General features: G+C 62.7%; 20 protein-coding genes. 5 read left to right on the top strand and 15 right to left on the bottom strand.

Going from position 1 to position 22970, the window contains the following annotated elements:
- Positions 1-56 precede the first annotated feature (56 nt).
- The 4 genes from modA to ACQ4W7_RS05245 are packed head-to-tail and all read left to right on the top strand — an operon-like array spanning position 57 to position 3031.
- Positions 57-815, top strand: a complete 759-nt coding sequence (gene modA / locus ACQ4W7_RS05260) for a molybdate ABC transporter substrate-binding protein (protein WP_426074726.1) — start codon at positions 57-59, stop codon at positions 813-815.
- A gap of 17 nt (positions 816-832) precedes the next feature.
- Complete coding sequence (modB, locus tag ACQ4W7_RS05255; protein WP_077398318.1) at positions 833-1504, top strand: molybdate ABC transporter permease subunit; 672 nt, start codon at positions 833-835, stop codon at positions 1502-1504.
- 8 nt (positions 1505-1512) lie between these two features.
- Positions 1513-2223, top strand: a complete 711-nt coding sequence (locus ACQ4W7_RS05250) for a sulfate/molybdate ABC transporter ATP-binding protein (RefSeq protein ID WP_436529382.1) — start codon at positions 1513-1515, stop codon at positions 2221-2223.
- 40 nt (positions 2224-2263) lie between these two features.
- Positions 2264-3031, top strand: coding sequence for a TOBE domain-containing protein (locus tag ACQ4W7_RS05245; RefSeq protein WP_436529380.1), 768 nt, complete (start codon positions 2264-2266; stop codon positions 3029-3031).
- A gap of 1 nt (position 3032) precedes the next feature.
- Here the strand turns inward: ACQ4W7_RS05245 and ACQ4W7_RS05240 are convergent, their stop codons facing one another.
- Complete coding sequence (locus ACQ4W7_RS05240; RefSeq protein ID WP_426074725.1) at positions 3033-6107, bottom strand: response regulator; 3075 nt, start codon at positions 6105-6107, stop codon at positions 3033-3035.
- A gap of 239 nt (positions 6108-6346) precedes the next feature.
- Between ACQ4W7_RS05240 and fnr the strand changes: the two genes are divergently transcribed.
- Positions 6347-7105 carry a fumarate/nitrate reduction transcriptional regulator Fnr gene (gene fnr / locus ACQ4W7_RS05235; RefSeq protein WP_426074724.1) on the top strand — a complete coding sequence of 253 codons (759 nt, stop codon included), beginning with the start codon at positions 6347-6349 and terminating at the stop codon, positions 7103-7105.
- Between the two features lie 3 nt (positions 7106-7108).
- On the opposite strand, the gene ACQ4W7_RS05230 is transcribed toward fnr, so the two are convergent.
- The 14 genes from ACQ4W7_RS05230 to ACQ4W7_RS05165 form a co-directional block, all read right to left on the bottom strand.
- The gene (locus tag ACQ4W7_RS05230; protein WP_436528967.1) at positions 7109-7633 is read right to left on the bottom strand and encodes a FixH family protein; all 525 of its coding nucleotides are present in this window, start codon (positions 7631-7633) and stop codon (positions 7109-7111) included.
- Positions 7634-7687: 54 nt separating this feature from the next.
- On the bottom strand, positions 7688-9070 hold the full coding sequence (gene ccoG, locus ACQ4W7_RS05225) for a cytochrome c oxidase accessory protein CcoG (RefSeq protein ID WP_426074722.1): 1383 nt from the start codon (positions 9068-9070) through the stop codon (positions 7688-7690).
- Positions 9071-9074: 4 nt separating this feature from the next.
- On the bottom strand, positions 9075-9995 hold the full coding sequence (gene ccoP / locus ACQ4W7_RS05220) for a cytochrome-c oxidase, cbb3-type subunit III (RefSeq protein WP_426074721.1): 921 nt from the start codon (positions 9993-9995) through the stop codon (positions 9075-9077).
- Entirely contained in the window at positions 9988-10191 is a 204-nt protein-coding gene (locus ACQ4W7_RS05215) for a cbb3-type cytochrome oxidase subunit 3 (protein WP_353659451.1), read from the bottom strand. Before ACQ4W7_RS05215 ends, ccoP begins: the two co-directional genes overlap by 8 nt.
- A 1-nt stretch (position 10192) precedes the next feature.
- A complete protein-coding gene (gene ccoO, locus ACQ4W7_RS05210; RefSeq protein ID WP_071080090.1) occupies positions 10193-10807 on the bottom strand; it encodes a cytochrome-c oxidase, cbb3-type subunit II in 615 nt (204 codons plus the stop codon).
- 15 nt (positions 10808-10822) lie between these two features.
- Complete coding sequence (ccoN, locus tag ACQ4W7_RS05205; protein ID WP_034752511.1) at positions 10823-12250, bottom strand: cytochrome-c oxidase, cbb3-type subunit I; 1428 nt, start codon at positions 12248-12250, stop codon at positions 10823-10825.
- Positions 12251-12488: 238 nt separating this feature from the next.
- Entirely contained in the window at positions 12489-12665 is a 177-nt protein-coding gene (gene ccoS / locus ACQ4W7_RS05200; RefSeq protein ID WP_426074718.1) for a cbb3-type cytochrome oxidase assembly protein CcoS, read from the bottom strand.
- A 3-nt stretch (positions 12666-12668) separates the two neighbouring features.
- On the bottom strand, positions 12669-15110 hold the full coding sequence (locus ACQ4W7_RS05195; protein WP_436528963.1) for a heavy metal translocating P-type ATPase: 2442 nt from the start codon (positions 15108-15110) through the stop codon (positions 12669-12671).
- Between the two features lie 22 nt (positions 15111-15132).
- The gene (locus ACQ4W7_RS05190) at positions 15133-15903 is read right to left on the bottom strand and encodes a sulfite exporter TauE/SafE family protein (protein WP_436528961.1); all 771 of its coding nucleotides are present in this window, start codon (positions 15901-15903) and stop codon (positions 15133-15135) included.
- A gap of 9 nt (positions 15904-15912) precedes the next feature.
- On the bottom strand, positions 15913-17361 hold the full coding sequence (gene hemN, locus ACQ4W7_RS05185) for an oxygen-independent coproporphyrinogen III oxidase (protein WP_436528959.1): 1449 nt from the start codon (positions 17359-17361) through the stop codon (positions 15913-15915).
- Positions 17362-17386: 25 nt separating this feature from the next.
- Complete coding sequence (locus ACQ4W7_RS05180) at positions 17387-19048, bottom strand: methyl-accepting chemotaxis protein (RefSeq protein WP_436528957.1); 1662 nt, start codon at positions 19046-19048, stop codon at positions 17387-17389.
- A gap of 195 nt (positions 19049-19243) precedes the next feature.
- Positions 19244-21352, bottom strand: a complete 2109-nt coding sequence (locus tag ACQ4W7_RS05175; protein ID WP_436528955.1) for an EAL domain-containing protein — start codon at positions 21350-21352, stop codon at positions 19244-19246.
- A 45-nt stretch (positions 21353-21397) separates the two neighbouring features.
- Positions 21398-21829, bottom strand: a complete 432-nt coding sequence (gene yiaA / locus ACQ4W7_RS05170) for an inner membrane protein YiaA (RefSeq protein WP_426074712.1) — start codon at positions 21827-21829, stop codon at positions 21398-21400.
- A gap of 85 nt (positions 21830-21914) precedes the next feature.
- A complete protein-coding gene (locus ACQ4W7_RS05165; RefSeq protein WP_426074711.1) occupies positions 21915-22862 on the bottom strand; it encodes a DUF808 domain-containing protein in 948 nt (315 codons plus the stop codon).
- Positions 22863-22970: the final 108 nt, after the last annotated feature.

The raw sequence follows: 22970 nt of genomic DNA, 5'->3' as shown, positions 1-22970 counted from the left end.
TATATATAAGTGTATATTACGCTCCTTGTTCACCGTTCACTTACAAGGATACGACCATGCGCCTCACCCCTCTCGCCCAATTCTTCGGCGCCGCCCTGCTTGCCACCGTCGCCTCGTCCGCCCTGGCCGGCGAAGTGGTGGTGTCGGCTGCGGCCAGTCTGACGAATGCGTTCAAGGATGCGGCGCAAAGCTATGAGGCGCAGTATCCGGGCAGCAAGGTGTCCTTGAACTTCGCCGCTTCGGGCGTGCTGCTGCAGCAGATCGTCAAGGGCGCGCCCGTGGACGTGTTTGCCTCGGCCGACCAGGAAACCATGGATGCGGCGCAAAAGCAGGGCCTGGTGCTGCCGACCGACCGCATGGACTTCGTCAGCAACAGCCTGGTGCTGATCGTGCCGCACGATAGCAAGCTGGGTATCAAGAGCTTGAGCGACCTGACGCACAAGGGCGTGACCCGCGTGGCCATCGCCAACCCGGCCAGCGTGCCCGTCGGCCGTTATTCGGAAGGCGCACTGAAAAAGGCGAAGCTGTGGGACGCCGTGCAAGCTAAAGCCATCGGCACGCAGAATGTGCGCCAGTCGCTCGACTATGTGGCGCGCGGCGAAGTCGATGCGGGCTTTGTCTACGCCACCGACGCGGCCATCATGAAGGATAAAGTCAACGTCGTGCTGGAGGTGCCGCTCGAGGCGCCCGTGCTGTACCCGATCGCCACCATCAAGAGCAGCGGCAATGCCGCCGAAGCGAAGCGCTTCGTCAGCTACCTGCAGACGGCGCCGGCGCAAGCCATCCTCGCCAAGTACGGATTCAAGAAACCATAACTTAGGCACGCGCCCGCATGGATATTGCCTGGACCGCGCTGGCCCTGTCGCTCAAAGTAGCGGCCTGGGCCACGGCGCTCAATTTGCTGCTCGGCATCGGCACGGGCTATCTGCTGGCGCGCACGCGATTTCCCGGGCGTGAGCTGCTCGACGCCCTCTTGACCCTGCCGATGGTGATGCCGCCCACCGTGCTCGGCTATTACCTGCTGGTGCTGCTGGGCCGGCGCGGCACGCTGGGCATCTGGCTGCAAGACAACTTCGGCATCAACCTCATCTTTACCTGGCAGGGCGCCGTGATCGCCTCCACGGTGGTCGCCTTTCCCCTCGTTTTCAAGCCGGCGCGCGCCGCCTTCGAGGCGGTCGACGGCCAACTGGAGCAGGCGGCCCGCGTGCTGGGCATCTCGGAAATGGCGATTTTCTTCCGCGTGACCTTGCCGCTGGCCTGGCGCGGCATCCTGGCCGGCGTGCTGCTGGGTTTTGTGCGCGCGCTGGGCGAGTTTGGCGCCACCCTGATGGTGGCCGGCAGTATTCCCGGCAAGACACAAACTTTGTCAGTGGCCGTGTATGAAGCCGTGCAGGCAGGCCAGGACGACGTCGCCAACACCCTGGTGCTGATTACTTCTGCCGTTTGCATCGTGGTGCTGTTGTCGGCCGGCCGTCTGGCGCCCGGGCGCATTGCGCACAAATGACACTGATGATGACGCCTATGCAACTCGACCTCGACCTTCGCGCCACCTTGCGCTCCGGCAAACGCCGCTTCGAGCTGCAGGTGCAATGCACGTCCAGCAGCCAGCGCATCGCCATGTATGGCCCGTCCGGCGCCGGCAAGAGCATGACCCTGAAAGCCATTGCCGGACTGTTGACACCGGACGCCGGCCATATCCGCCTGAATGGCCGTACCCTGTTCGATTCCGCCGCCGGCATCAACCTGCCGCCGCAGCAGCGCAACGTGGCCTACCTGTTCCAGGACTACGCGCTGTTTCCGCACCTGACGGTGCGCCAGAACGTGGGCTTCGGCCTGGCGCGGGGCTGGTTCAACCCGCGTGCGCGCGAAAAATTGCAGAAAGTCGAGCATTGGCTAGCCGCGTTTCATTTGCAGGAACTGGCGCACCAGTTCCCCGACGAGTTGTCCGGTGGCCAGCGCCAAAGGGTGGCGCTGGCGAGGGCGCTCGTGGCCGAGCCGGCCGCGCTGCTGCTCGACGAGCCGTTTGCCGCCCTCGATCCGGCCCTGCGTGTCAAAATGCGTCTGGAATTGAGCCAGTGGCAGCAGCGCCTGGACGTGCCCATGATCCTGATCACGCATGATCCGGAAGATGCGCGCATCCTGGGCGAGCATGTGCTGTACTTGCGTGACGGACAAATTGACAGCATGGAAGAAAATAGGGCATTGGGTGAACGCATTGGATAAATCAGCGGCAGCAGAAATCGGCCTGCAAGGCTCGGTATGGATGACGGTGGGCGGCGAGCACCTGGGCGGCGTCGGCCGCGTGGAATTGCTGGGCGCCATCGCCGAATGCGGCTCCATCACGCAGGCGGCCAAACTCGTCAAGATGAGCTACAAGGCGGCCTGGGACGCCATTGACGCCATGAACAACCTGGCTGGCGAGCCGCTGGTCGAGCGCTTGACGGGCGGCAAGGGCGGCGGCGGCACGCGGCTCACCCCACGGGGGCGCCAGCTGGTCGACAATTTCCGTATCATCGAGCGCGAGCATGCCCGTTACCTGCGCCAGCTGGGCAGCCAGGCGGAAGGCATCGCCGACGATCTTTTACTCATACGGAGAATGGCCATGAAAACCACGGCACGCAATCAATTCCTGGGCAAAGTTGCTGAAATGAAACAGGGCGCCGTCAACGATGAAGTCACCCTGGCATTGCCAGGCGGCCAGCACATCGTGGCCATCGTCACGCAGGGCAGCAGCGAAAGCCTGGGCCTGGTGCCGGGCGCGGAAGCGTTTGCGCTGATCAAGGCGTCGTCGATCATCCTCGTGCTCGATGGCGAAGGAGCGCGCTTTTCCGCGCGCAACCAATTGGCCGGACTGGTGACGCGCGTGCAGACGGGCGCCGTCAACACGGAAGTGGTGCTGGACTTGCCGCGTGGCGGCACGATCGCTGCCATCATCACGAACCAGAGCAGCACCGACCTGGGCATTGAGATCGGCAGCAAGGTGACGGCTATATTTAAGGCTTCCAGCGTGATTCTGGGCGTACCGGCCTGATTTAATCTTGTAAGCGCGCCAGCCACTCCCGCGCGGCGGCCAGCGCCTGCTCGAGTTCCTGCGCCGTGTGCGCCAGCAGCGCCGGCACCTCGTCCAGGCGGCCCGCGTCGATGGCTTCCTCGGTGGCAAACGCGGCGCGGATCAGGCGCTTCGTGCCCAGCGTACCGACGGAACCGCGCACGCCGTGCAGGATGCGCGCCACGTCGCTGTGGCGGTCCTCCTGCAACGCTGTTTCGGCGTCGCGCGCGGGCGTCATGCCCTTGTTCAGCGCGTCTTCCACCATGCGCCGCAGCACGCCGCGCCCCTTTGCATCGCGCCCCATCACGCGCATCAGCGGCGCCATGGAAAACACTTCCTCATCGGCAACGGGCGCCGGCTCGGCCGTCTGCACTTGCGGGCGCTTGGGCAGGTGGCGCAGGATGACTTCCATCATCTCTTCCACCACCACGGGCTTGGCGATGAAATCGCTGATGCCGGCCGTCATACAGCGCTCGCGCTCGGACGCCAGCACGCCGGCAGTCATGGCGATCACGGGCAGGCTCAAACGCAGTTCCGTGCGGATGATGTGGGTGGCGCTGAAACCGTCCATGATGGGCATCTGCATGTCCATCAGCACGATGTCGTAGCGCAGCGCCTCCGTGCGCAGCCGTTCCACGGCTTGCAAGCCGTCGCCCACCACGTCCAAAGTGGCGCCCATGTGCTCGAGGATGCCGCGCGCCACGGCCTGGTTCAAATGATTGTCTTCCACCAGCAGGAAATGCGCGCCGGCCAGCTCCGTGCCCAGCGGCTGGTGCAAGATGCGCTGCTCGCCGCCGTCGTTCTTGGTGATCAGCGCCTGGTGCAGGGCATCGAACAGGCTCGATCCCGTGATCGGCTTCATCAGCACGACATCGGCCTCGGCGGCGCTGGAAATTTCCTCCAGGTGATTGCGCGCGAAGGCGTTGACCATGACCACGATGGGCTGGCGTTGGCCGATGGCCGCCTGGCGAATGGCCTTGGCCGTGGCCAGGCCGTCCATGACGGGCATGTGCCAGTCTGCCAGCACCACGTCGTAGGGTTGCTGCTGCGCCAGGCGTTCGCGGTACAGTTCGATGGCGGCAAAGCCGGAGTCCACTTCGTCGGCCAGCCAGCCCCACGCCTCGATCAGCTTGACGATCAGTTCGCGGGTGGTGCGGTTATCGTCGGCCACCAGCAGGCGCAGCTGGCCCAAGGCCGGCGTGCGCCGCGTTTCGGCCGGCTGCGCCAGCATGTCGAACGGCACGCTGAACCAGAAGCGGCTGCCCTTGCCTTCGCTGCTGGCGACGGCGATGTCGCCGCCCATCATGTGGATCAGCTGCTTGCTGATGGCCAGGCCCAGGCCCGTGCCGCCGAAGCGCCGCGTGATGCTCTGGTCGCCCTGTGAAAACGCGGAAAACAGCTGCTGTTGCTGCAGCTCCGTCATGCCGATGCCCGTGTCGCGCACTTCGAAGCGCAGCCAGGCGCGCCCGTTTTCGCTCTCGGCCAGACTGACGGCCACCACCACTTCGCCGCTCTCGGTGAACTTGATGGCATTGCCGGCCAGGTTGACGAGAATCTGCTGCAGGCGCTGGGCGTCGCCTACCAGGCGCCGCGGCACGTCGGGTTCGACGGCGATGGCCAGTTCCAGCTCCTTTTCGCCCGCATTCATGGTCATCGTCGTGGCCAGGGTATTCATGACTTCGTCGAGATCGAATTCGACGGGCGACAATTCCATGCGGCGCGCCTCGATCTTCGAATAATCGAGCACGTCGTTGAGGATGCCCAGCAGCGACTGGCCCGCCACGCGCACCATGGTCAGATACTTGCGCTGTTCCGTATCGAGCTTGGTATTGCCCAGCAAGTACACCATGCCCAGCACGGCATTCAGGGGCGTGCGGATTTCATGGCTCATGTTGGCCACGAAATCGCTCTTCGCGCGGTTGGCCGCCTCGGCCCGGTCACGCTCCTGTTCCAGCTCTGCCGCGCGCGATTCGAGCTCCTGCTGCAGGCGGTCGCGTTCGCTCATCAGGCCGTTGAACGCTTCCGTCAGTTCGCCGATCTCGTCGCGCTGCTGCACCGGCACGGGAGTGAAGCGGTTGCCGCTGGTGCGCAGGGCCAGCAGGGTGTCGCGCAGGCGTACCAGCGGCGACAGCAGGCGCACGGTGACCCAGCCCAGAACAAAAGCAGCCAGCAGCGAAGCGAGGATGCTCCACAGTACCAGCCGGTACAGTACGCCATCGAAGGGTTCGAAGGCATCCTCGACGGGCAGCGAGGCACCCAGCAGCCAGTTCACGGATTTCAGGCGCTTGAAGCTGTTGACGGCCGTGATGCCGCGGTTGTTGGTGCTGACCATGCTGCCTTCGCCATCTTCCTTCAGCAACTGCGTGGTCGTCAGGTTGGCGTTCGGCTGGCGCGGCTGCAGCAAACGGCTGGTGTCGGGATGCAGCACGTAGCGCGGCACGGCGCCGCGCGTGAGGATGAAGTAATAGCCGCTCTTGCTGATCTTTTCCGAGCGCAGGCGTCCCAGCAGGTTATCCTTGTACAGGCGCAGCACGCCAATCACCACGCCGGCCACCTGGCCATCGGCGGTGAGCACGGGCGCCACCATCTGCACGATGGGCATGCCGCTTGATTTGCCCAGCATCGGCTCGGTGATCATGGGCTGGCGCGTGCGCACGACGGTTTGGAAGTATTCGCGCTCGCCGACGTTGATGCCGGCGCGTCCCGCGACCCGCGGCATGTCGGCCACGATGGCGCCTTGCGCATCGAGCACCAGCACGTCGTCGAACAGCACCAGCATCGCGCGGCGCGCATAGTATTCGCGCAATTGGGCGGGCTGGGCGATCAATTCCGGCGGCTGCTGCCTGGCCGTCAGCGCGACGATCTGCAGCAGCATGCCCAGCTTGTCGTCGAGCTCGGCAGCGGTGCGGGTGATCAGGGCTGATTGCTGGCTCAGCAGCACTTTGGTGAAGTCGGCGCGCATGTGCTGCACCTGGATCATGGTGACCAGCGCGATCATGGCGATCGAGGTCAGGCTGGTGGCTAGCGCGACTTTTGCTTTAATGCCGAGAGGCTTCATGATTTCCTTTTCAGTACCGGGCGGCACAGGCGGCAGATAATGCTGTCAGGAATTTTCCTATCAATACCCGAGCTTGGCAAGCGGCGCGGCGCAAATTGCCCTCCCCGCATGGGCTTTTGACGATGTTGCCATATAATTAAAGTCAGAACGTCGTTTATTCAGCGCAATTGCGGTGAAATTGGCACACGGCAACCGTGTATGCAGTAAACTTGTTATTGCATTTTCTAAAAGGTATTAACATGACTGAAGCGCTACTCACTCCCACCTTGCCCATAGTGAACGTGGAAGCGTTGCGTGCGCGATGCTCGACCTGCAGCATGCATCAATTGTGCCTGCCGATGGGTCTCGATGTGGGCGATATGGACAGGCTGGACCAGATCATCGGCCGCCGCCGCAAGATCGTGCGCGGCGCCTCGCTGTTCCGCATCGGCGACTCGTTCCAGAACCTGTATGCGATCCGCCTGGGGCACTTCAAGACGTACCAGATCAATCCGGGTGGCGAAGAGCAGGTGACGGGTTTCCAGATGGCCGGCGAACTGCTGGGCATGGACGCCATCAGCGCCGACCGCCACCACTGTAATGCCGTGGCGCTGGAAGACAGCGAAGTCTGTGAAATACCGTTTTCCAGCCTGGAACAATTGCTGGGCAATATGCCGACCCTGTTGCGCCATTTCCACCGCATGATGAGCCAGGAAATCACGCGCGAGCAAAGCGTGATGCTGTTGCTGGGTAATATGCAGGCGACGCAGCGTTTTGCCGCCTTTATCGTCAACCTGGCCTCACGCTATGAAGCGCGCGGCTATTCGGCCAGCAAATTTCAGTTGCGCATGTCGCGCGAGGAAATTGGCAATTACCTGGGGCTGACCATCGAGAGCGTCAGCCGTCTGCTGTCGAAGTTCAAGAAGGAAGGCTGGCTGCGCGTCTCGAATCGAGAAATTGAAATCTTGCAGCCCGCCAAGTTGAAAGCCATTACGGCTGGTACCGACGTCTGCAAGTAAGCTTTACAGCTCTGCGTCAGCATGCAGCGCGATGCTGCGCTGCAGGGGCCAGGTCCAGATGCCGGACAGGCGCCACTCGCGTTTATCGTTTTCCACCAGCACTTGCCAGCGGCTGCGCTCAAGCATCGGCAGCGCTACCGAGAAGTTGCCGGCCGCATCGGGCTGCACCAGCAGCTTGATATCCTTTTCCGGCAAGGTCGCATGCGCCAGATGCAGCTGCAGCGGACCCTGGTAAGCCTTGCCGAAGCTGTGCACGGAACCACTGAGGCGCGCGTGCGCCACATCATAGGATAAGCTGGTATCCATTGCCAGGTTGCTGGCGATCGTGTCGCGCTTCAAATCCTGGTTGATTGCCTTGCCCTGCTTGTAATAGTCGCCCACCACCAGCGCATCGGGCTGCGTAAACGCGATATAGCCCATGAAGCTGCCGACGACCACGGACAGGCCTGGGCCGATCATCAGCAGCCAAGGCCAGCGATGCTTGTACCACGGTGCAACGGGTGCTTGCAGCTTGAGACTGTCGGACATGATATTTCTCCTGTTTGATCAGCCAGTCCCCATGCGGGGACTGGCCTTCCTACATTAGCGCGGCACGATGAATACCGCGCTTTCACGTACATGCAGCGATGGGTCGTCCAGCGAGTGCAATTCGATCGCAATCTTGTTCGAGCCCTTTTCGCCGACCCCGTGCGGCACGCGCAGGCGGATCGGCCAGCCCAGCGTTTCCGTCGGCTGCAACATCACTTCTTCGCGCGTCAGCAAGGTCAGGCCCGGCAAGCCGGAGACGCTGATTTTAAAATGCTGGCTTTGCTCCGAGGTGTTCATGATCTGCAGGCGGTAGACGTTTTCGATCATGCCGTCTTCCACTTCGCGTCCCATCGAACCGCGGTCGCGGATCACGTCCATTTTCAGGGGCGTGCGCAAGGCCAGCGAAGTACACACGGCGATGATGATCAAAGCCAGGATGGAAGTGTAGATCAGCACGCGCGGGCGCATGGCGCGCTGGCGTATCTGCTTCGAATTGAAGTTGTTTTCCATCGCATGGTCGGTACTGTAGCGTATCAAGCCCCGTGGCCGCTCGACTTTGTCCATCACGCTGTTGCAGGCATCGACGCAGGCGGCGCAACCGATGCATTCATACTGCAGGCCGTTACGGATATCGATGCCGGTCGGACACACCTGCACGCACAGGGTGCAGTCGATGCAATCGCCCAGCTTGTCGTTGTTGCCGGCCTTCTTGCTCATGGCGCCACGCGGTTCGCCGCGCTTGGTATCGTAGGTGATGATCAGCGTGTCCTGGTCGAACATGGCGCTCTGGAAGCGTGCGTAGGGGCACATGTATTTGCACACCTGCTCGCGCAGCCAGCCCGCGTTGCCGTAGGTTGCCAGGCTGTAGAACAAGACCCAGAACCATTCCCAGGGACCGAAATTCAAGGTGGTCACCGCCTGCGCCAGTTCCTTGATCGGCGTGAAGTAGCCGACAAAGGTAAAGCCCGTCCACAGGGCGATGGCGCCCCACACCAGGTGCTTGGCCGTCTTCTTGAAGGCCTTGCGCACGGAGGGACCCTGCTTGTCGAGGGCCATGCGCGCGCTGCGCGTGCCTTCGATGCGGCGTTCGACCCACAGGAAGATTTCCGTGTATACCGTTTGCGGGCAAGAGAACCCGCACCACACCCGCCCGGCAATGGCCGTGACGAGGAACAACAAATACGCACAGATGATCAGCAGGGCCGCCAGATAGATGAAATCCTGGGGCCACAGCACGACGCCGAAAATGTAGAACTTGCGCGTGGTCAAATCGAACAGCAGGGCTTGCCTGCCATTCCAGGTCAACCACGGCAAGCCGTAGAACGCCAGCTGGGTAAGCCATACGCATACCCATCGCCAGGTAGCGTAGCGTCCTTTGGCCTCGCGAGGGTAGATTTGCTCGCGGGCCGCATACATCTTGATGACTTGAGGTTCCATTACATCATTTCACGGGCGTCTGGGGATTCGACAGGCTCCAGACATAGGCCGACAGCACGTGTACCTTGGACTCGCCGAGGAAATCGCTGAAGGCCGGCATGGTGTTGCTGCGTCCCTTGCGTACGGTTTCCATGATGGTATCGGCACTGCCGCCATACAGCCAGATCTTGTCCGTCAGATTCGGCGAACCCAGCATCGGGTTGCCCTTCGCATCGGCGCCATGACAGGCCATGCAGGCGCCGAACTTGGCTTTGCCCAACACCGACTTGACGGGATCCGAGGTGGAACCGGACAGGCTCAGCACATAGTGGGCCACGTTCTCGACATCCTTTTCGGAGCCCAGGGCGGCGCCCATCGGTGGCATCTGCCCATTGCGGCCGTGCAGGATGGTGGTCTTGATGATGTCAGGTTCGCCGCCATACAGCCAGTCCTTGTCGGTCAGGTTGGGGAAGCCCTTGTTGCCGCGCGCATCCGAACCGTGGCATTGCGCGCAGTAAGTCAGGAACAAACGCTGGCCGATGGCTTGCGCCTGCGGATCGGCGGCCACCGTCTTCAAGTCCTGGCTCAGGTACTTGTTGAACAGGGGGCCGTAGTCGGCTTCCGCCTTCTTCAGCTCTTCCTCGTACTGGCCAGTCGATTTCCAGCCCAGGCTGCCGGCATAGTTGCCCAGGCCCGGATACAGGAACAGATACGCCAGGGCGAAGACGATGGTGATGTAGAACAACCACATCCACCAGCGCGGCATTGGCGTGTTGAGTTCCTTCAAGTCCTCGTCCCAGACGTGGCCCGTGGTGCCGTCGGCAGGGGCGCCGTCGACCACTTTGATTTTCGACTGCGAGTACAGCAGCACGCCGCAGCCGATGATGCCCAGCAAGGACAGCACGATAATGTAGATATTCCAGAAGCCATTGGTAAAGTCAGCCATGGTTGCGCTCCTTTGCCACGCTCATCTCGGCCTCGGCCGGATAGTCCAATGCGTCATCGGCGAACGGCAGGCGTGCCGCCGCGTCGAAGTCGCTGTTGCTGCGGCTGAACGTCCACCACAGGATGCCTACGAACGTCGTAAAGGAAACCACCGTCATGACGCTGCTGGCGCTGTCAAACAGGTTTTCGATTGCCATGCTAATTCCTTGTTTTGATTAATGTACCGAGGCCTTGCAGATAGGCGACCAGGGCGTCTTCTTCCGTCTTGTCCTGCAGCTGCGCCGGGCCGGCGGTGATTTCCGCATCGCTGTACGGCTGTCCCAGGCGTTGCAGGGCGCGCATCTTCGGCATGATGTCGTCAGGCACCAGCTTGGTCTTCGCCAGCCATGGGTAGGCCGGCATATTCGACTCGGGCACCACGTCGCGCGGGTTGTTCAAGTGCGTGCGGTGCCATTCATCGCTGTAGCGGGCGCCCACGCGGGCCAGGTCCGGCCCCGTACGCTTGGAACCCCACTGGAACGGACGGTCATACACGAACTCGCCAGCGACCGAATAGTGGCCATAGCGTTCCGTTTCCGCGCGCAGCGGACGTACCATCTGCGAGTGGCAGTTGTAGCAGCCTTCGCGCACGTAAATGTCGCGGCCCGCCAGGCGCAGCGGCGAATACGGCTTCAGGCCGGCGACCGGTTCCGTCGTGCTCTTCTGGAAGAACAGGGGAATGATTTCGACGGCGCCGCCGATGCTGATCACCACCGTGACCAGGGCGATCAGCAGCCAGGGGTTTCTCTCAATCCATGCATGTGAAAATTTCATTTGCTTTTGCTCCTATCAGGCGTGCGCCGCGTTCAGTTCCGGAATGCGGGCGACGGGGAGTTTGCTGCCGCGCAAGGTCATCCAGGTGTTGTAGCCCATGATGCACATACCCGACAGGTACAGCAGGCCACCGGCCACGCGTACCACGTAGTACGGATATGTTGCTTTCACGCTTTCGACAAAGGTGTAGGTCAGGGTGCCGTCCGGATTGACCGCGCGCCACATCAGGCCCTGCATCACGCCGGCGATCCACATTGCCGCGATGTACAGCACGATGCCGATGGTGGCCACCCAGAAGTGCACGTCGACCAGGCGCGTGCTGTGCATCTGCGTGCGGCCCGCCAGGCGTGGCAGCAGATAGTAGATCGAACCCATGGTGATGAAGCCCACCCAGCCCAGGGCGCCCGCATGTACGTGGGCAACGGTCCAGTCGGTGTAGTGCGACAGCGAGTTGATGGTCTTGATCGACATCATCGGACCTTCGAAGGTGGCGATGCCGTAGAACGACAGCGAGACGATCATGAATTTCAGGATCGGATCGGTGCGCAGCTTGTGCCACGCGCCCGACAGGGTCATGATGCCGTTGATCATGCCGCCCCAGCTTGGTGCCAACAGAACCAGCGAGAAGACCATGCCGATCGATTGCGTCCAGTCAGGCAATGCCGTGTAATGCAGGTGATGCGGGCCGGCCCACATGTAGGTGAAGATCAGCGCCCAGAAGTGGACGATGGACAGGCGGTACGAGTACACGGGGCGCTCGGCCTGTTTCGGGATGAAGTAGTAGACCATGCCCAGGTAGCCGGCGGTGAGGATGAAACCCACCGCGTTATGGCCGTACCACCACTGGATCATGGCGTCCTGCACGCCCGCATAGGCGGAATACGACTTGGTGAACGAGGCTGGCATGACAGCGCCATTGACCACGTGCAAAATCGTCACGGCCAGGATGTAGGCGCCGAAGAACCAGTTGGCCACGTAGATGTGCTTGACCTTGCGCTTGATCAAGGTGCCGAAAAACACGATGGCGTAAGCGATCCAGACGACGGCGATGAGGATGGCGATAGGCCATTCCAGTTCGGCGTATTCCTTGCCGCGCGTCATGCCCATGGGCAGGGTGACGACGGCGCACAGGATCACCGCTTGCCAGCCCCAGAACGTGAAAGCGGCCAGTTTGTCGGAAAACAGGCGCACCTGGCAGGTGCGTTGTACAACGTAGTACGAGGTGGCGAACAGGCCGCAGATGCCGAAGGCGAAAATCACCGCATTCGTGTGCAGCGGACGCAAACGTCCGTATGTCAGCCAAGGTATGTCGAGGTTCAGGGCAGGCCAGGCCAACTGAGCGGCGATGATAACGCCAACCAGCATGCCGATGATGCCCCATACCACAGTAGCGACCGCGAATTGCTTCACGATCTTGTAGTTATAGTTCAGCGATTGATCCACAAAGACTCTCCCTGGAATTACTATTTATGATGGTGGCCAGAGAGTAAGTGTTTGACCGCGAAAAAACTTTGATGTGGATCAAAATTCCCAGGATGAAATAAGGGTAGCTAACTGGCATCGAAATAAATGCTGATTTGGATAAAAAAAGCCAGGCAAGATCCCTGCAAGAGGTGCTTGACCTGTGTCAAAAAGCGTATGCCAACGATGGCTGGGTACCATCGTGCCGGGTGTGGAAAAGTCAAGCGTGCGGTTCGTCGGGCGGCGGTTTGACGGCCGTATCGTCGTCTTGCAGCACGCGCAGGCCCGGTCCGACGAGGTCGTCGAACTGGCCGCTGTCCGAGGCGGTGAAATACACCCACAGGGCGATGAAGACGACCACGACGCTTAAAGGGATGAGAAGGTAGAGTGCTTCCATGGTTCAAGCTTTCCGCAGGCGCAGGGCGTTGGCGATGACGACCGCCGAGCTGGCAGCCATGCCGACGCCGGACAGCCAGGGGTTCAGGAAACCCAGCGCGGCGGCCGGGATGGCCGTCAGATTGTACAGGGTGGCCCAGCCCAGGTTTTCGCGGATGATGCGCATGCTGCGCGCGGCCGTTTGCGCCGTATCGAGCACGGAAACCAATTGGCTCGAGAGCAGCACCGTGTCCGCATGCGCCTGCGCCAGCGCGGCGCCGGAACCCATGGCGAACGAGACGTCGGCCGCGCTCAGCACGGCGGCGTCGTTGATGCCGTCGCCGACCATCGCCACGACGGCGCCCGTCGCCTGCAATTGCTGCACGAAATCGAGCTTTTCATCGGGCAGGCATTCGCCGCAGGCCGTGGCGATGCCCAGCTGCGCCGCCACGCTTTGCGTCAGCGCTTCCTGGTCGCCGCTCAGCAACACGACTTGCTTGCCGCGCCGGTGGAAATACTCGACCACTTCGCGCGCTTCCGGGCGCAGCGCATCGCTGAGCAAAAAGCGCGTGAGCCAGTGCCCTTGCGTGCCCAGGTACAGCGGCGTCATGCCCTGCATGCCGACGGCCGTGTCGCCCAGCGGCGGCCCGGCGATGGCGGCGACAAAGGCCGCGTTGCCCAGGCGGTAGCGCACGCCATTGATCACGCCTTCGAGACCCTGGCCCTGCACTTCCTGCAATTGTTGCGCATGCGCGCGCGCCTGCTGTCCTGGCAACCCTTCGGCGGCAGCCAGGATCGCCTGCGCCAGCGGATGGGCGCTGCCCGCTTCCAGCGCGGCGGCCAGTTGCAGGCAAGCGTTTTCCGTCATGTTGCCGAGGCCCTCGATTTGCTGCAGCACAGGCCGGCCCAGGGTCAAAGTCCCCGTCTTGTCGAAGACGATATGGGTGGCGCGGTGCAGGGTTTCCAGCACATGCGGCTGGACGATGAGCACGCCGCGCCGCAGCAGGCTGTCGGTAGCGGCCGCCAGCGCCGTCGGCGTGGCCAGGGATAATGCACACGGGCACGACACGACCAGCACGGCGATGGCCACGGGCCAGGCCCGCGACGCATCGTGCCAGCTCCAGAAGGCGAACACGGCGACGGCAAACAGCAGCAGGCCCAGCACGAACCAGGCCGCCACTTTATCGGCCCACTGCGCGATCTGCGGCTTTCCGCTGCCGGCCCGCTCGATGAGTTTTAACAGGTCCGACAGGGTGCTTTCACGCGCCGGTTTCAGTACGCGCAATGTCAGGACGGCACTGGCGTTGATGGCCCCGCCCGGCACCTGTTCTCCCGCCTTGCGCCGCTGGGCCGCACTCTCACCCGTCAGCAGAGATAAATCGAGCGCGCTCGTGCCCTCGATGATGACGCTGTCGGCGGCGATCGCCTCGCCCGGTTTCACAAGGATGATGTCGCCCACATCCAGCGTGCCGGCCGGCACCAGGGTGGTGGCGCGGTTGTCGGGAAAGCCCGCCATCAGCGAGGCCGAGGCGGGCAAGGCGTGCTGCAGGCGTTCCAGCGCCGAGGCGGCCTTGCGGCGCGCCTGCAGCTCGTAATAGCGGCTGCACAGCAAGAGGAAGATGAACATCGTGGCTGAGTCGTAATACACCTCGCCGCGGCCCGTAAAGGTCGCCACCACGCTGCCGAAGAAGGCCGCCAGGATGCCCAGCGCCACGGGCACGTCCATGCCGAGGGTGCGTGCGCGCAGGCTGGCCCAGGCACCCTGGAAGAAGGGCATGGCCGAATAGCAGATGGCCGGCAAGGTCAGCAGCAGGCTGGCCCAGCGCATCAGGCTGGCCATATTGTCGTCCAGGGTGCCGTCCTCGGCGGCCAGGTAGGCGGGCGCCACGTACATCATCACCTGCATCATCGACAGGCCCGCCACGAAGAGCTGGCGGCCCAGGGTCTTGCTGGCCTTTTGCAGGCGCTCGCCATGGCGCACGGCGTCATATGGATAAGCCGTGTAGCCAACTTGCCGCACGGCTTGCAGGATGTCGCCCGGCTCGCACTGCGCGCGGCTCCAGCGCACGTACAGGCGCTCCGTGGCGACGTTGAGGCTGGCTGCCTGCACGCCGGGCAGGCGCGTCAGCTGGCGTTCGATCAGCCAGACGCAGGCGGCGCAACGGATGCCTTCGACGGAGAGTGTCGCTTCGCAGCTGCTGGCGTCGCGCGCGAATTGCGCGTCGTCATTGCTGTACAGGCGCAGTTCGGGCGGCATCAGGGTGGCATCAAACGCGTTGACGGCATATTCGTCTCGGTCGCGGTAGTAGGCGCTCTGGCCGATGTCGACGATGGTTTGCGCCACCGCTTCGCAGCCGGGACAGCACATGGCGCGCGGCACCTCGTCGATAGTGACGGTCCAGCTGGAGCCAACGGGGACGGGCAAGCCGCAATGGAAGCAGGCGGAGGGTTTTAAAACAGCATTCATAGGTTTGGTTTCATGCGTCTTTTTATGGATGGCCCGTGACGCACAGGGCCTCGAGCCAGCCCAGCGACACGCCGTTGGCGGCGCGCAGCAGGCCCAGCAAGCCAAAGCCCAGCACCAGCAAGCCGCTGGCGATGCGCACGGGGCGGCGCTGCATCTGCGCGCGCAGGCGCGTGCCCAGCAAGCCCATGCCCAGCAGCATGGGCAGGGTGCCCAGGCCGAAGGCGGCCATGCTGGCCGCGCCGTCGAGGGCCGAACCCTGCAGCATGGCCGTCAGCAGGGCGCTGTAGACCATGCCGCACGGCACCCAGCCCCACAGGCCGCCCACGGCCAGCGCCTTGAATGCGCTATCCATCGGCATCAAAGGATGCAGCAGGGGGCGCACGCGGCGCCAGACGACGTTGCCGGCCGCTTCCAGGTGGGCCAGGCCGCGCCAGGCATCCATCAAGTACAGGCCCAGGGCGACGAGCATCAGGTTGGCCAGCCAGTAACCGGCCACTTGCAGGGACGCCATGTGCAGCATGCCCGCGCCGGCCAGGCTGCCGGCCAGGGCGCCGGCCAGCATGTAGCTGCCGATGCGCCCGCCGTTGTAGGCCAGCACGCGCAGCACGTTTGTTTGCAGCGTCGTTTGCAGCACCGGGCGCGCCACCGCGATGGCGATCACGGGACGGCTGGGCGCGGGAGCTGCGCCACCGCCCAGCGACAGCGCGCCGACGATGCCGCCGCACATGCCGATGCAGTGCACGCTGCCGGCCAGGCCGACCATGAACATGGGCACGAGGCTGAGGGCATTCATCGGGCGGCGTTACACCGTTTTCGAGTAGCGCAGCGGCTGCACCGCGTCCGGCGTCGCGTTCGCGCGGGCCTGCGTCAGGTAGCGGTCGAAGACCATGCAGATATTGCGGATCAGCAAGCGCCCTTTCGGCGTCACCGTCAACCAGTCTTCCTCGATGACGAGCAAGCCGTCACGGGCCAGTTCGCGCAGCTTTTCCAGCTCGGCGGCGAAATAGCTGCGGAACTTCACGGGATGCGCTTGCTCGATGGTGGCGATCGACAATTCGAAGTTGCACATCAGCATCTGGATGATGATACGGCGCAATAAATCATCGGTATCGAGCTTGATGCCGCGCGCGATCGGCAGCACGCCTTCGTCGAGTTTTTCGTAATACGCGTCCAGCGTCTTTTCATTCTGGCTGTAGACGGCGCCGACGGAACTGATGGCCGACACGCCGCAGGCGATCAGGTCCGCTTCCGCGCGCGTCGAGTAGCCCTGGAAGTTGCGGTGCAAGCGGCCCTGGCGCTGCGCCACGGCCAGGTCGTCCGTTGGCTTGGCGAAATGGTCCATGCCGATGTAGACATAGCCGGCGGCCGTCAGACGCGCGATGCACAGGCCCAGCATGGCCAGCTTGGTGGCGCTGTCGGGCATGTCGGCGTCGAGGATGCGGCGTTGCGGCTTGAACAGGTGCGGCATATGCGCGTAGTGATACAGGGCGATGCGGTCGGGGCTGGCGGAAATGACTTTGCGCAGGGTTTCCGTCATGGTGTCCAGGCTTTGCTTGGGCAAACCGTAGATCAGGTCGATACTGATCGAGCGGAAACCGGCGTCGCGCGCCGCTTGCATGATGGCCACCGTTTCCGCTTCCGGCTGGATGCGGTTGACGGCCTTCTGCACGTCGGCGTCGAAATCCTGCACGCCCAGGCTGATGCGGTTGAACCCTTGCGCGCGCAGGGAAAACACGCGTTCGCGCGACACGGTGCGCGGATCGATCTCGATCGAATACTCGCCGTCTTCATCGGAAGCGAACTCGAAATGCTGGCGTAAATGCAGCATCAGCTCGTCCATCTGCTTTTCGCTCAGGTAGGTCGGCGTGCCGCCGCCGAAATGCAGCTGCTCGATCTGGTTCATGCCGGCAAACAGCTTGCCCTGCATGGCGATTTCCTGTTTCAGATAGCTGAGATAGGTGGCGGCCTTGCTGCGGTCTTTGGTGATGATCTTGTTGCAGGCGCAGTAGTAGCACAGGGTGTCGCAGAACGGCACGTGCACGTACAGCGACAGCGGACGGCGGCCGCCGCGCATGCGCAGCGCGGCCAGCGCTTCGAGGAAGTTGCCGTAGCCAAAGTCGGCATTGAAACGGTCGGCGGTCGGATAGGACGTGTAGCGGGGGCCGGACTGGCTCATCTTGCCGATGATGACCGGGTCGAATTCGACCACGGCGTCCAGGTCGGCGGAAGCACTGCTGAGTAGTGTAGGCATGATGTGTGTAAGGTCTTGAAAGGTGTTAGGCGGCCAGGCGTTTCAGAGCGGCGGGTTTGCCGGTGTTCGCGGCGCCTCCCTTGCCGCCGGGCATGGCGACGCGGCGCGGTGGCGGCATCTTGCCGAAATTGAACAGGCTCACTGCTTGCGACAGGCTGGCGGCTTCTTCCGCCAGGCGCGTGGCGGCCGCGGCGGCTTCTTCCACCAGGGCCGCATTCTGCTGCGTCACCTGGTCCATGTGGGCGATGGCCTGGTTGACCTGGTCGACGCCGATGCTCTGTTCGCGCGAGGCGATGGAAATTTCCTGCATGATGGCCGTGACTTGCTTGACGGAGCTCACTACCTGTTCCATGGTGGCGCCGGCGCGGTTCACCTGCAGCATGCCGGCGCCCACCTTGCCGACGGAAATTTCAATCAGCTGTTTGATGTCCTTGGCCGCCACGGATGAGCGCTGCGCCAGGTTGCGCACTTCGCCCGCCACCACGGCGAAGCCCCTGCCTTGCTCGCCGGCGCGGGCCGCTTCCACGGCCGCGTTCAGGGCCAGGATATTCGTCTGGAAGGCGATGCCTTCGATCAGGGCGATGATGTCGACGATTTTCTTCGACGAGGTGTTGATCTCGTCCATGGTGGTGATTACTTCGGCCACGATTTCACCACCCTGCACGGCCACTTTTGAGGCGGCCACGGCCAGTTCGTTGGCTTGCACCGAGTTGTCCGCGTTCTGTTTCACCGTCGACGAGAATTCTTCGATGCTCGAGGCCGTCTCTTCCAGGCTGGCCGCCTGCGATTCCGTGCGGCCCGACAAGTCCATATTGCCGACGGCGATTTGCTTGGTGGCCACGGCCATGGTTTCCACGTTGATGCGCACGTCGCGGATGGTGGCGATCAGGTTGCTGTTCATCTGTTGCAGCGCACGCAGCAATTGCCCCACTTCATCCGTGCTTTCCGTTTCAAAACTGCCCGACAGGTCGCCGGCGGCAATTGCGCGCGCGCCGTTCAAGGCCTTGCCCAGCGGCTTGAGCACGGACATGCGCAAGGTGTACCAGAGGAAAACGTTGATCAGGAAGCCGAACAGGGTGGCGCCGAAGATGGCGTAATTGGTGATCTTGCCGCCGCTGGCGAACAGGCTGATGATGCACACCAGCAGTTGCAAACAGTTCACGATGGACGTGGCGGCCCAGATGCGCAGGTTGAGCGACATGTGCGTCAGATTGTGCAGCAGGTGCGCCAGGCCCGGGCGCACGATCTGGCCGTTCTTGATGACAATATTGCCGCCTTCCTTGTTGCGGATGGCCGTGTAGGCTTCCTCGGTCGCCTTGACCTGATCCTTGTCGGCCTTTACGCGCACTGACATGTAGCCGATGGTCTTGCCCGCTTCGCGGATGGGTGTGACGTTGGCGCGCACCCAGTAAAAGTCGCCGTTCTTGCAACGGTTCTTGACCAGGCCCGTCCACGGCGTGCCGGCCTGGATCGAGGTCCACAGGTCGGCAAACGCTTCGGCCGGCATATCCGGGTGACGCACGATATTTTGCGGCGAACCGATCAGTTCTGCCTCGCTGAAGCCGCTTACCTGGCTGAAGTACGGATTCACATACACGATATTGCCGTTCATATCCGTTTTCGACACGATGGCCTGATCGTCCAAGACGAGGACTTCACGGTTAGTCACTGGCAAATTTTGGCGCATGGTCGCGGCTTCCTGATCAGTTAAAGAGTTCATTGGTGAGTAAGACTTGCACGATTGCAAGAATGGAGATCAGTGTAAGGAGTCGCCTGCGCAAATTTATTGATGTAGATCAAAATCCTCCAGATTGGTCGTGCTCGCACGCATTTAGCGATAGCAATGCGGCATTGTTTTAAAGTTACTGGTTGCCGACGGTGGCTAATCGGCGCCCGCCGTCAGCGGCCGCGGGCTGCCCACGGCGTAGCCTTGCGCGTAGTCGATGCCCAGGTCGCGGATGATGGCCAGGGTTTCCGCGTTTTCCACGTATTCGGCCACTGTTTTCAAGCCCATCACGTGGCCTACTTCATTGATGGCTTTGACCATGGCGCGGTTGATGGCATTGGTGGCGATGCCGCGCACGAAGACGCCGTCGATTTTCAGGTAGTCGACGGGCAGCGCTTTCAGGTAGCCGAACGAGGAAAAGCCGCTGCCGAAGTCGTCGAGCGAGAAGCGGCAGCCCATGGCCTTGAGCTGGCGCATGAACACTTGCGCCTTGGGCAAGTTGGCAATGACGGCCGTTTCCGTGATTTCAAAGCAAATTTGTTCGGGCGCAATGGCGTACTGCACGAATTGCCCGGTGATGTAGTCTTGCAGGCCCGTGTCGGCCAGCGACATGCCTGACAGGTTGACGGAATACATGGCCGGTGTGCGGCGCCGGCTTTCCGCCAGCGCGGCCAAAGGCGGCAGGCTGTCGCGCACGCTCTGGATATGCTGGCAGACGGCGCGGATGACCCAGCGGTCGATCGACAGCATCATGTCGTAGCGTTCGGCGGCGGGAATGAAGGCGCCGGGTAATATCAGGTCGCCCTGGCTGTTGCGGATGCGGATCAGCACTTCGTCATGTTGTTCCGGGCTGTCGCGCAGATGCACGATGGGCATGGCGTACAGGCGGAAATAATGGTGTGCGAACGCTTCGTTCAGGCGCGAAATCCACAGTATTTCACCATGCCGCTGCGCCAGCATGACATCGGCCTCCTGGTACACATGCAGGCGGTTGCGGCCCTGTTCCTTGGCCAGGCAGCAAGCCTGGTCGGCGGCGCTCAGCAGCTCGCTCATGGACTTGCTGTCCTGGTTGATTTCCGCGATGCCGATGCTCACGCCCAGTTCGAAGCTGTGTTCGTCCCAGGCGAAGGGGAATTCGCGCACGGACTGGCGCAGCTGTTCGCCGATCAGGCGCGCATGCTCGAGCGGACAGTGGGGCAGCAGTACGCCCAGTTCGTCGCCACCGAGGCGCGCCAGGATGTCGCTGTCGCGCATCTGTCCCTGCAGCATCTTGGCCAGCAGCTGCAGCAGCACGTCGCCGGCGGCGTGGCCGCAGGTATCGTTGATGATCTTGAACTGGTCCAGGTCGAGGTACAGCAGCGCATGCGCGTGGCCGTTTTCTTTGGCCGTATGCAGGGCGCCCGCCACCAGGTGTTCGAATTCGCGCCGGTTGATCAGGCCCGTCAGGGCGTCGTGTGTGGCTTGCCACGACAATTGCTGGCTCAGCTTGCGTTCGTGGCTGACGTCTCGAAACACGACGACGGCGCCGAGGATCTCACCTTCGCGCGACCAGATGGGTGCGGCGGACTCTTCGATGGCGATGCGCCGGCCTTCGCGCGTGATCAGTTGCGTGTGCGTGGAGATGCCGATGGCCTGGCGCAAGCGCAAGCACTTGATGGCGACGTGCTCGAGCGGCTGGTTCGAATGCTCATCGACCAGGCACAGCGTTTCCAGGATGTCGAGCCCCTCGGCCAACTGGCTGCTCCAGCCCGTGAGTTGCTCGGCCACGCGGTTCAGGTAGCGCGTCTTGCCCTGCGGATCGGTGGTGATGACGCCGTCGCCGATGGAGCTGAGCGTCACTTCGGCCAGTTCCTTGCGCTCGGCTATCATGAGTTCGCGCAGTATGTGTTCGGTGACATCCCAGATGACGCCCAGGGTGCGTTCAGGGTGGCCGCCGCCATCCATGAAGACCTGCGCCTTGGCCGCCAGCCAGTGTTCGCTGCCATCGGGCCAGACGACGCGGTATTGCAGGGCGTAGCCGCCGCACCGGCGCACACCGTCCTGCAGCACGCCGATCACCTTGTCGCGGTCATCGGCATGCACGCAGTCGAGAAAGGCGGGGAAGGAATGCGTCAGGGCGTGCTCCCCGAGGCCCAGCAGGGCCGCGCCCCTGGCCGACCAGATGACCGTGCCGTCGATGACCTGGCCAGCGACGATGCGCGAATCCCATATCGCCATGTGCGCCGCCTCCAGCGCCATTTGTAAACGTTTCTGCTGGTCGCTCATCGTCCTCTCCCGATATGGATATAGCGATAGACGCGCCGCTGGTGCTTAAGTTCCCGGCGCGTCGGCTGGTATGGCGGCCGGGGCGCGCGCCACATCGCGCACATTCTTTTGCACGGCCACGGCGGCAAACAGGCTGAGCAGGAATGCCATGGCATAAAAACCCTTTTCGCTGTTTTGCAGGGTGGCATTCCACAAGCCGACGGTGAGCAGCAGCAAGGCCAACAGCACGGAAACCCAGCACAGGCCGAAGTACATGCCCGTCACGGCGACGCCTTCGCTACGGTCGCGCACGGATTTTTGCAGCGAGATGGCGGCGAACAGGCCATACATGAGAAGCGTAAAGTAATAGCCCTTTTCGTTAAGGGCCATCGTGGCGTTCCACAGGCCGGACAAATAGGTAATGGCGCCGATCAGCAGGGCCGCCCAGGAGGCGCCAATGAAGGCGTTGCTGGGGCGTTGGATGGGGGAAGGCTGCATAAGGTCTCCATGGGCAGGCAGGCGCCGCCGGCATGGCCGGGGCGGCAGGCACGGATGCGCCTGCCGCCCCATCAGACCAGAAAGCTTATTTGTTTGATTTGAGCATGCGCAACAAAGCCGACACGGCAGTGACGCCGGCCAGCACCAGGCCACCGGCGATGAGGCCAGCCACCGCGTTAATCAGGCTGGGCGTGATGGCTGCCAGCACGGGGCCGATGCCGGCCACGCCGCCGACGGCTGCTTCCGCGTGATGCAGCAAACCGCTGGCCCACGGCCAACCGTGCGTCAAAATGCCGCCGCCCACCATGAACATGGCCAGCGTGCCCACCACGGAGAGAAATTTCATCAGTTTCGGCGCCGCCGACACGAGCATGCGGCCAAAGCCGCGCACGCCATTCATCAGCGCGCCCGCGCCCTTGCGCGCCGCCAGATAAAAGCCCGCGTCATCGAGCTTGACGATGCCAGCCACCAGACCATACACGCCCACCGTCATGATGAGGGCGATGCCGACGACGACGGCCACCTGCTCGGCGAAGGTGGCCGCAGCCACCGTGCCCAGCGCGATGACGATGATTTCCGCCGACAAAATGAAGTCAGTGCGGATGGCGCCCTTGATCTTGTCCTTCTCCAGCGCCACCAGGTCGACTTGCGGGTCGCGCAGCGCCTGTGCCAGCTCGGCCTTGTGGCTGTCGTCCGGGTGCAGATATTTATGCGCGATCTTTTCGAAGCCCTCGAAGCACAGGTAGGCGCCGCCCACCATCAGCAGCGGCGTGATGGCCCATGGCGCAAACGCGCTGATGGCCAGCGCGGCCGGCACGAGGATGGCCTTGTTTTTCATCGAACCGACAGCGACGGCCCAGACGACGGGCAGTTCGCGCTCGGCGCGCACGCCGGCCACTTGCTGCGCGTTCAGGGCCAGGTCGTCACCGAGCACGCCGGCCGTCTTCTTGGCGGCCACCTTGGTCATCAGGGAAACATCGTCGAGGATGCTGGCGATGTCGTCGAGCAGGGCCAGCAGGCTGGAGCCGGCCATCTCAGCGCGCTCCTGCGGTGGTGGCAGGAAATTTTGCAGCGAGGAAAGTGTTGTTTTTCATAATGTTATTCTTGGTTGTACGGCAAGGGATGACGTAGGTAAGTCATG

Origin of the sequence: Janthinobacterium algoris (assembly GCF_051380935.1) — a bacterium.
Taxonomy (GTDB): domain Bacteria; phylum Pseudomonadota; class Gammaproteobacteria; order Burkholderiales; family Burkholderiaceae_D; genus Janthinobacterium.
The sequence above is the reverse complement of the archived record's forward strand: the minus strand, read 5'-3'. Positions and strand labels throughout refer to the sequence as shown.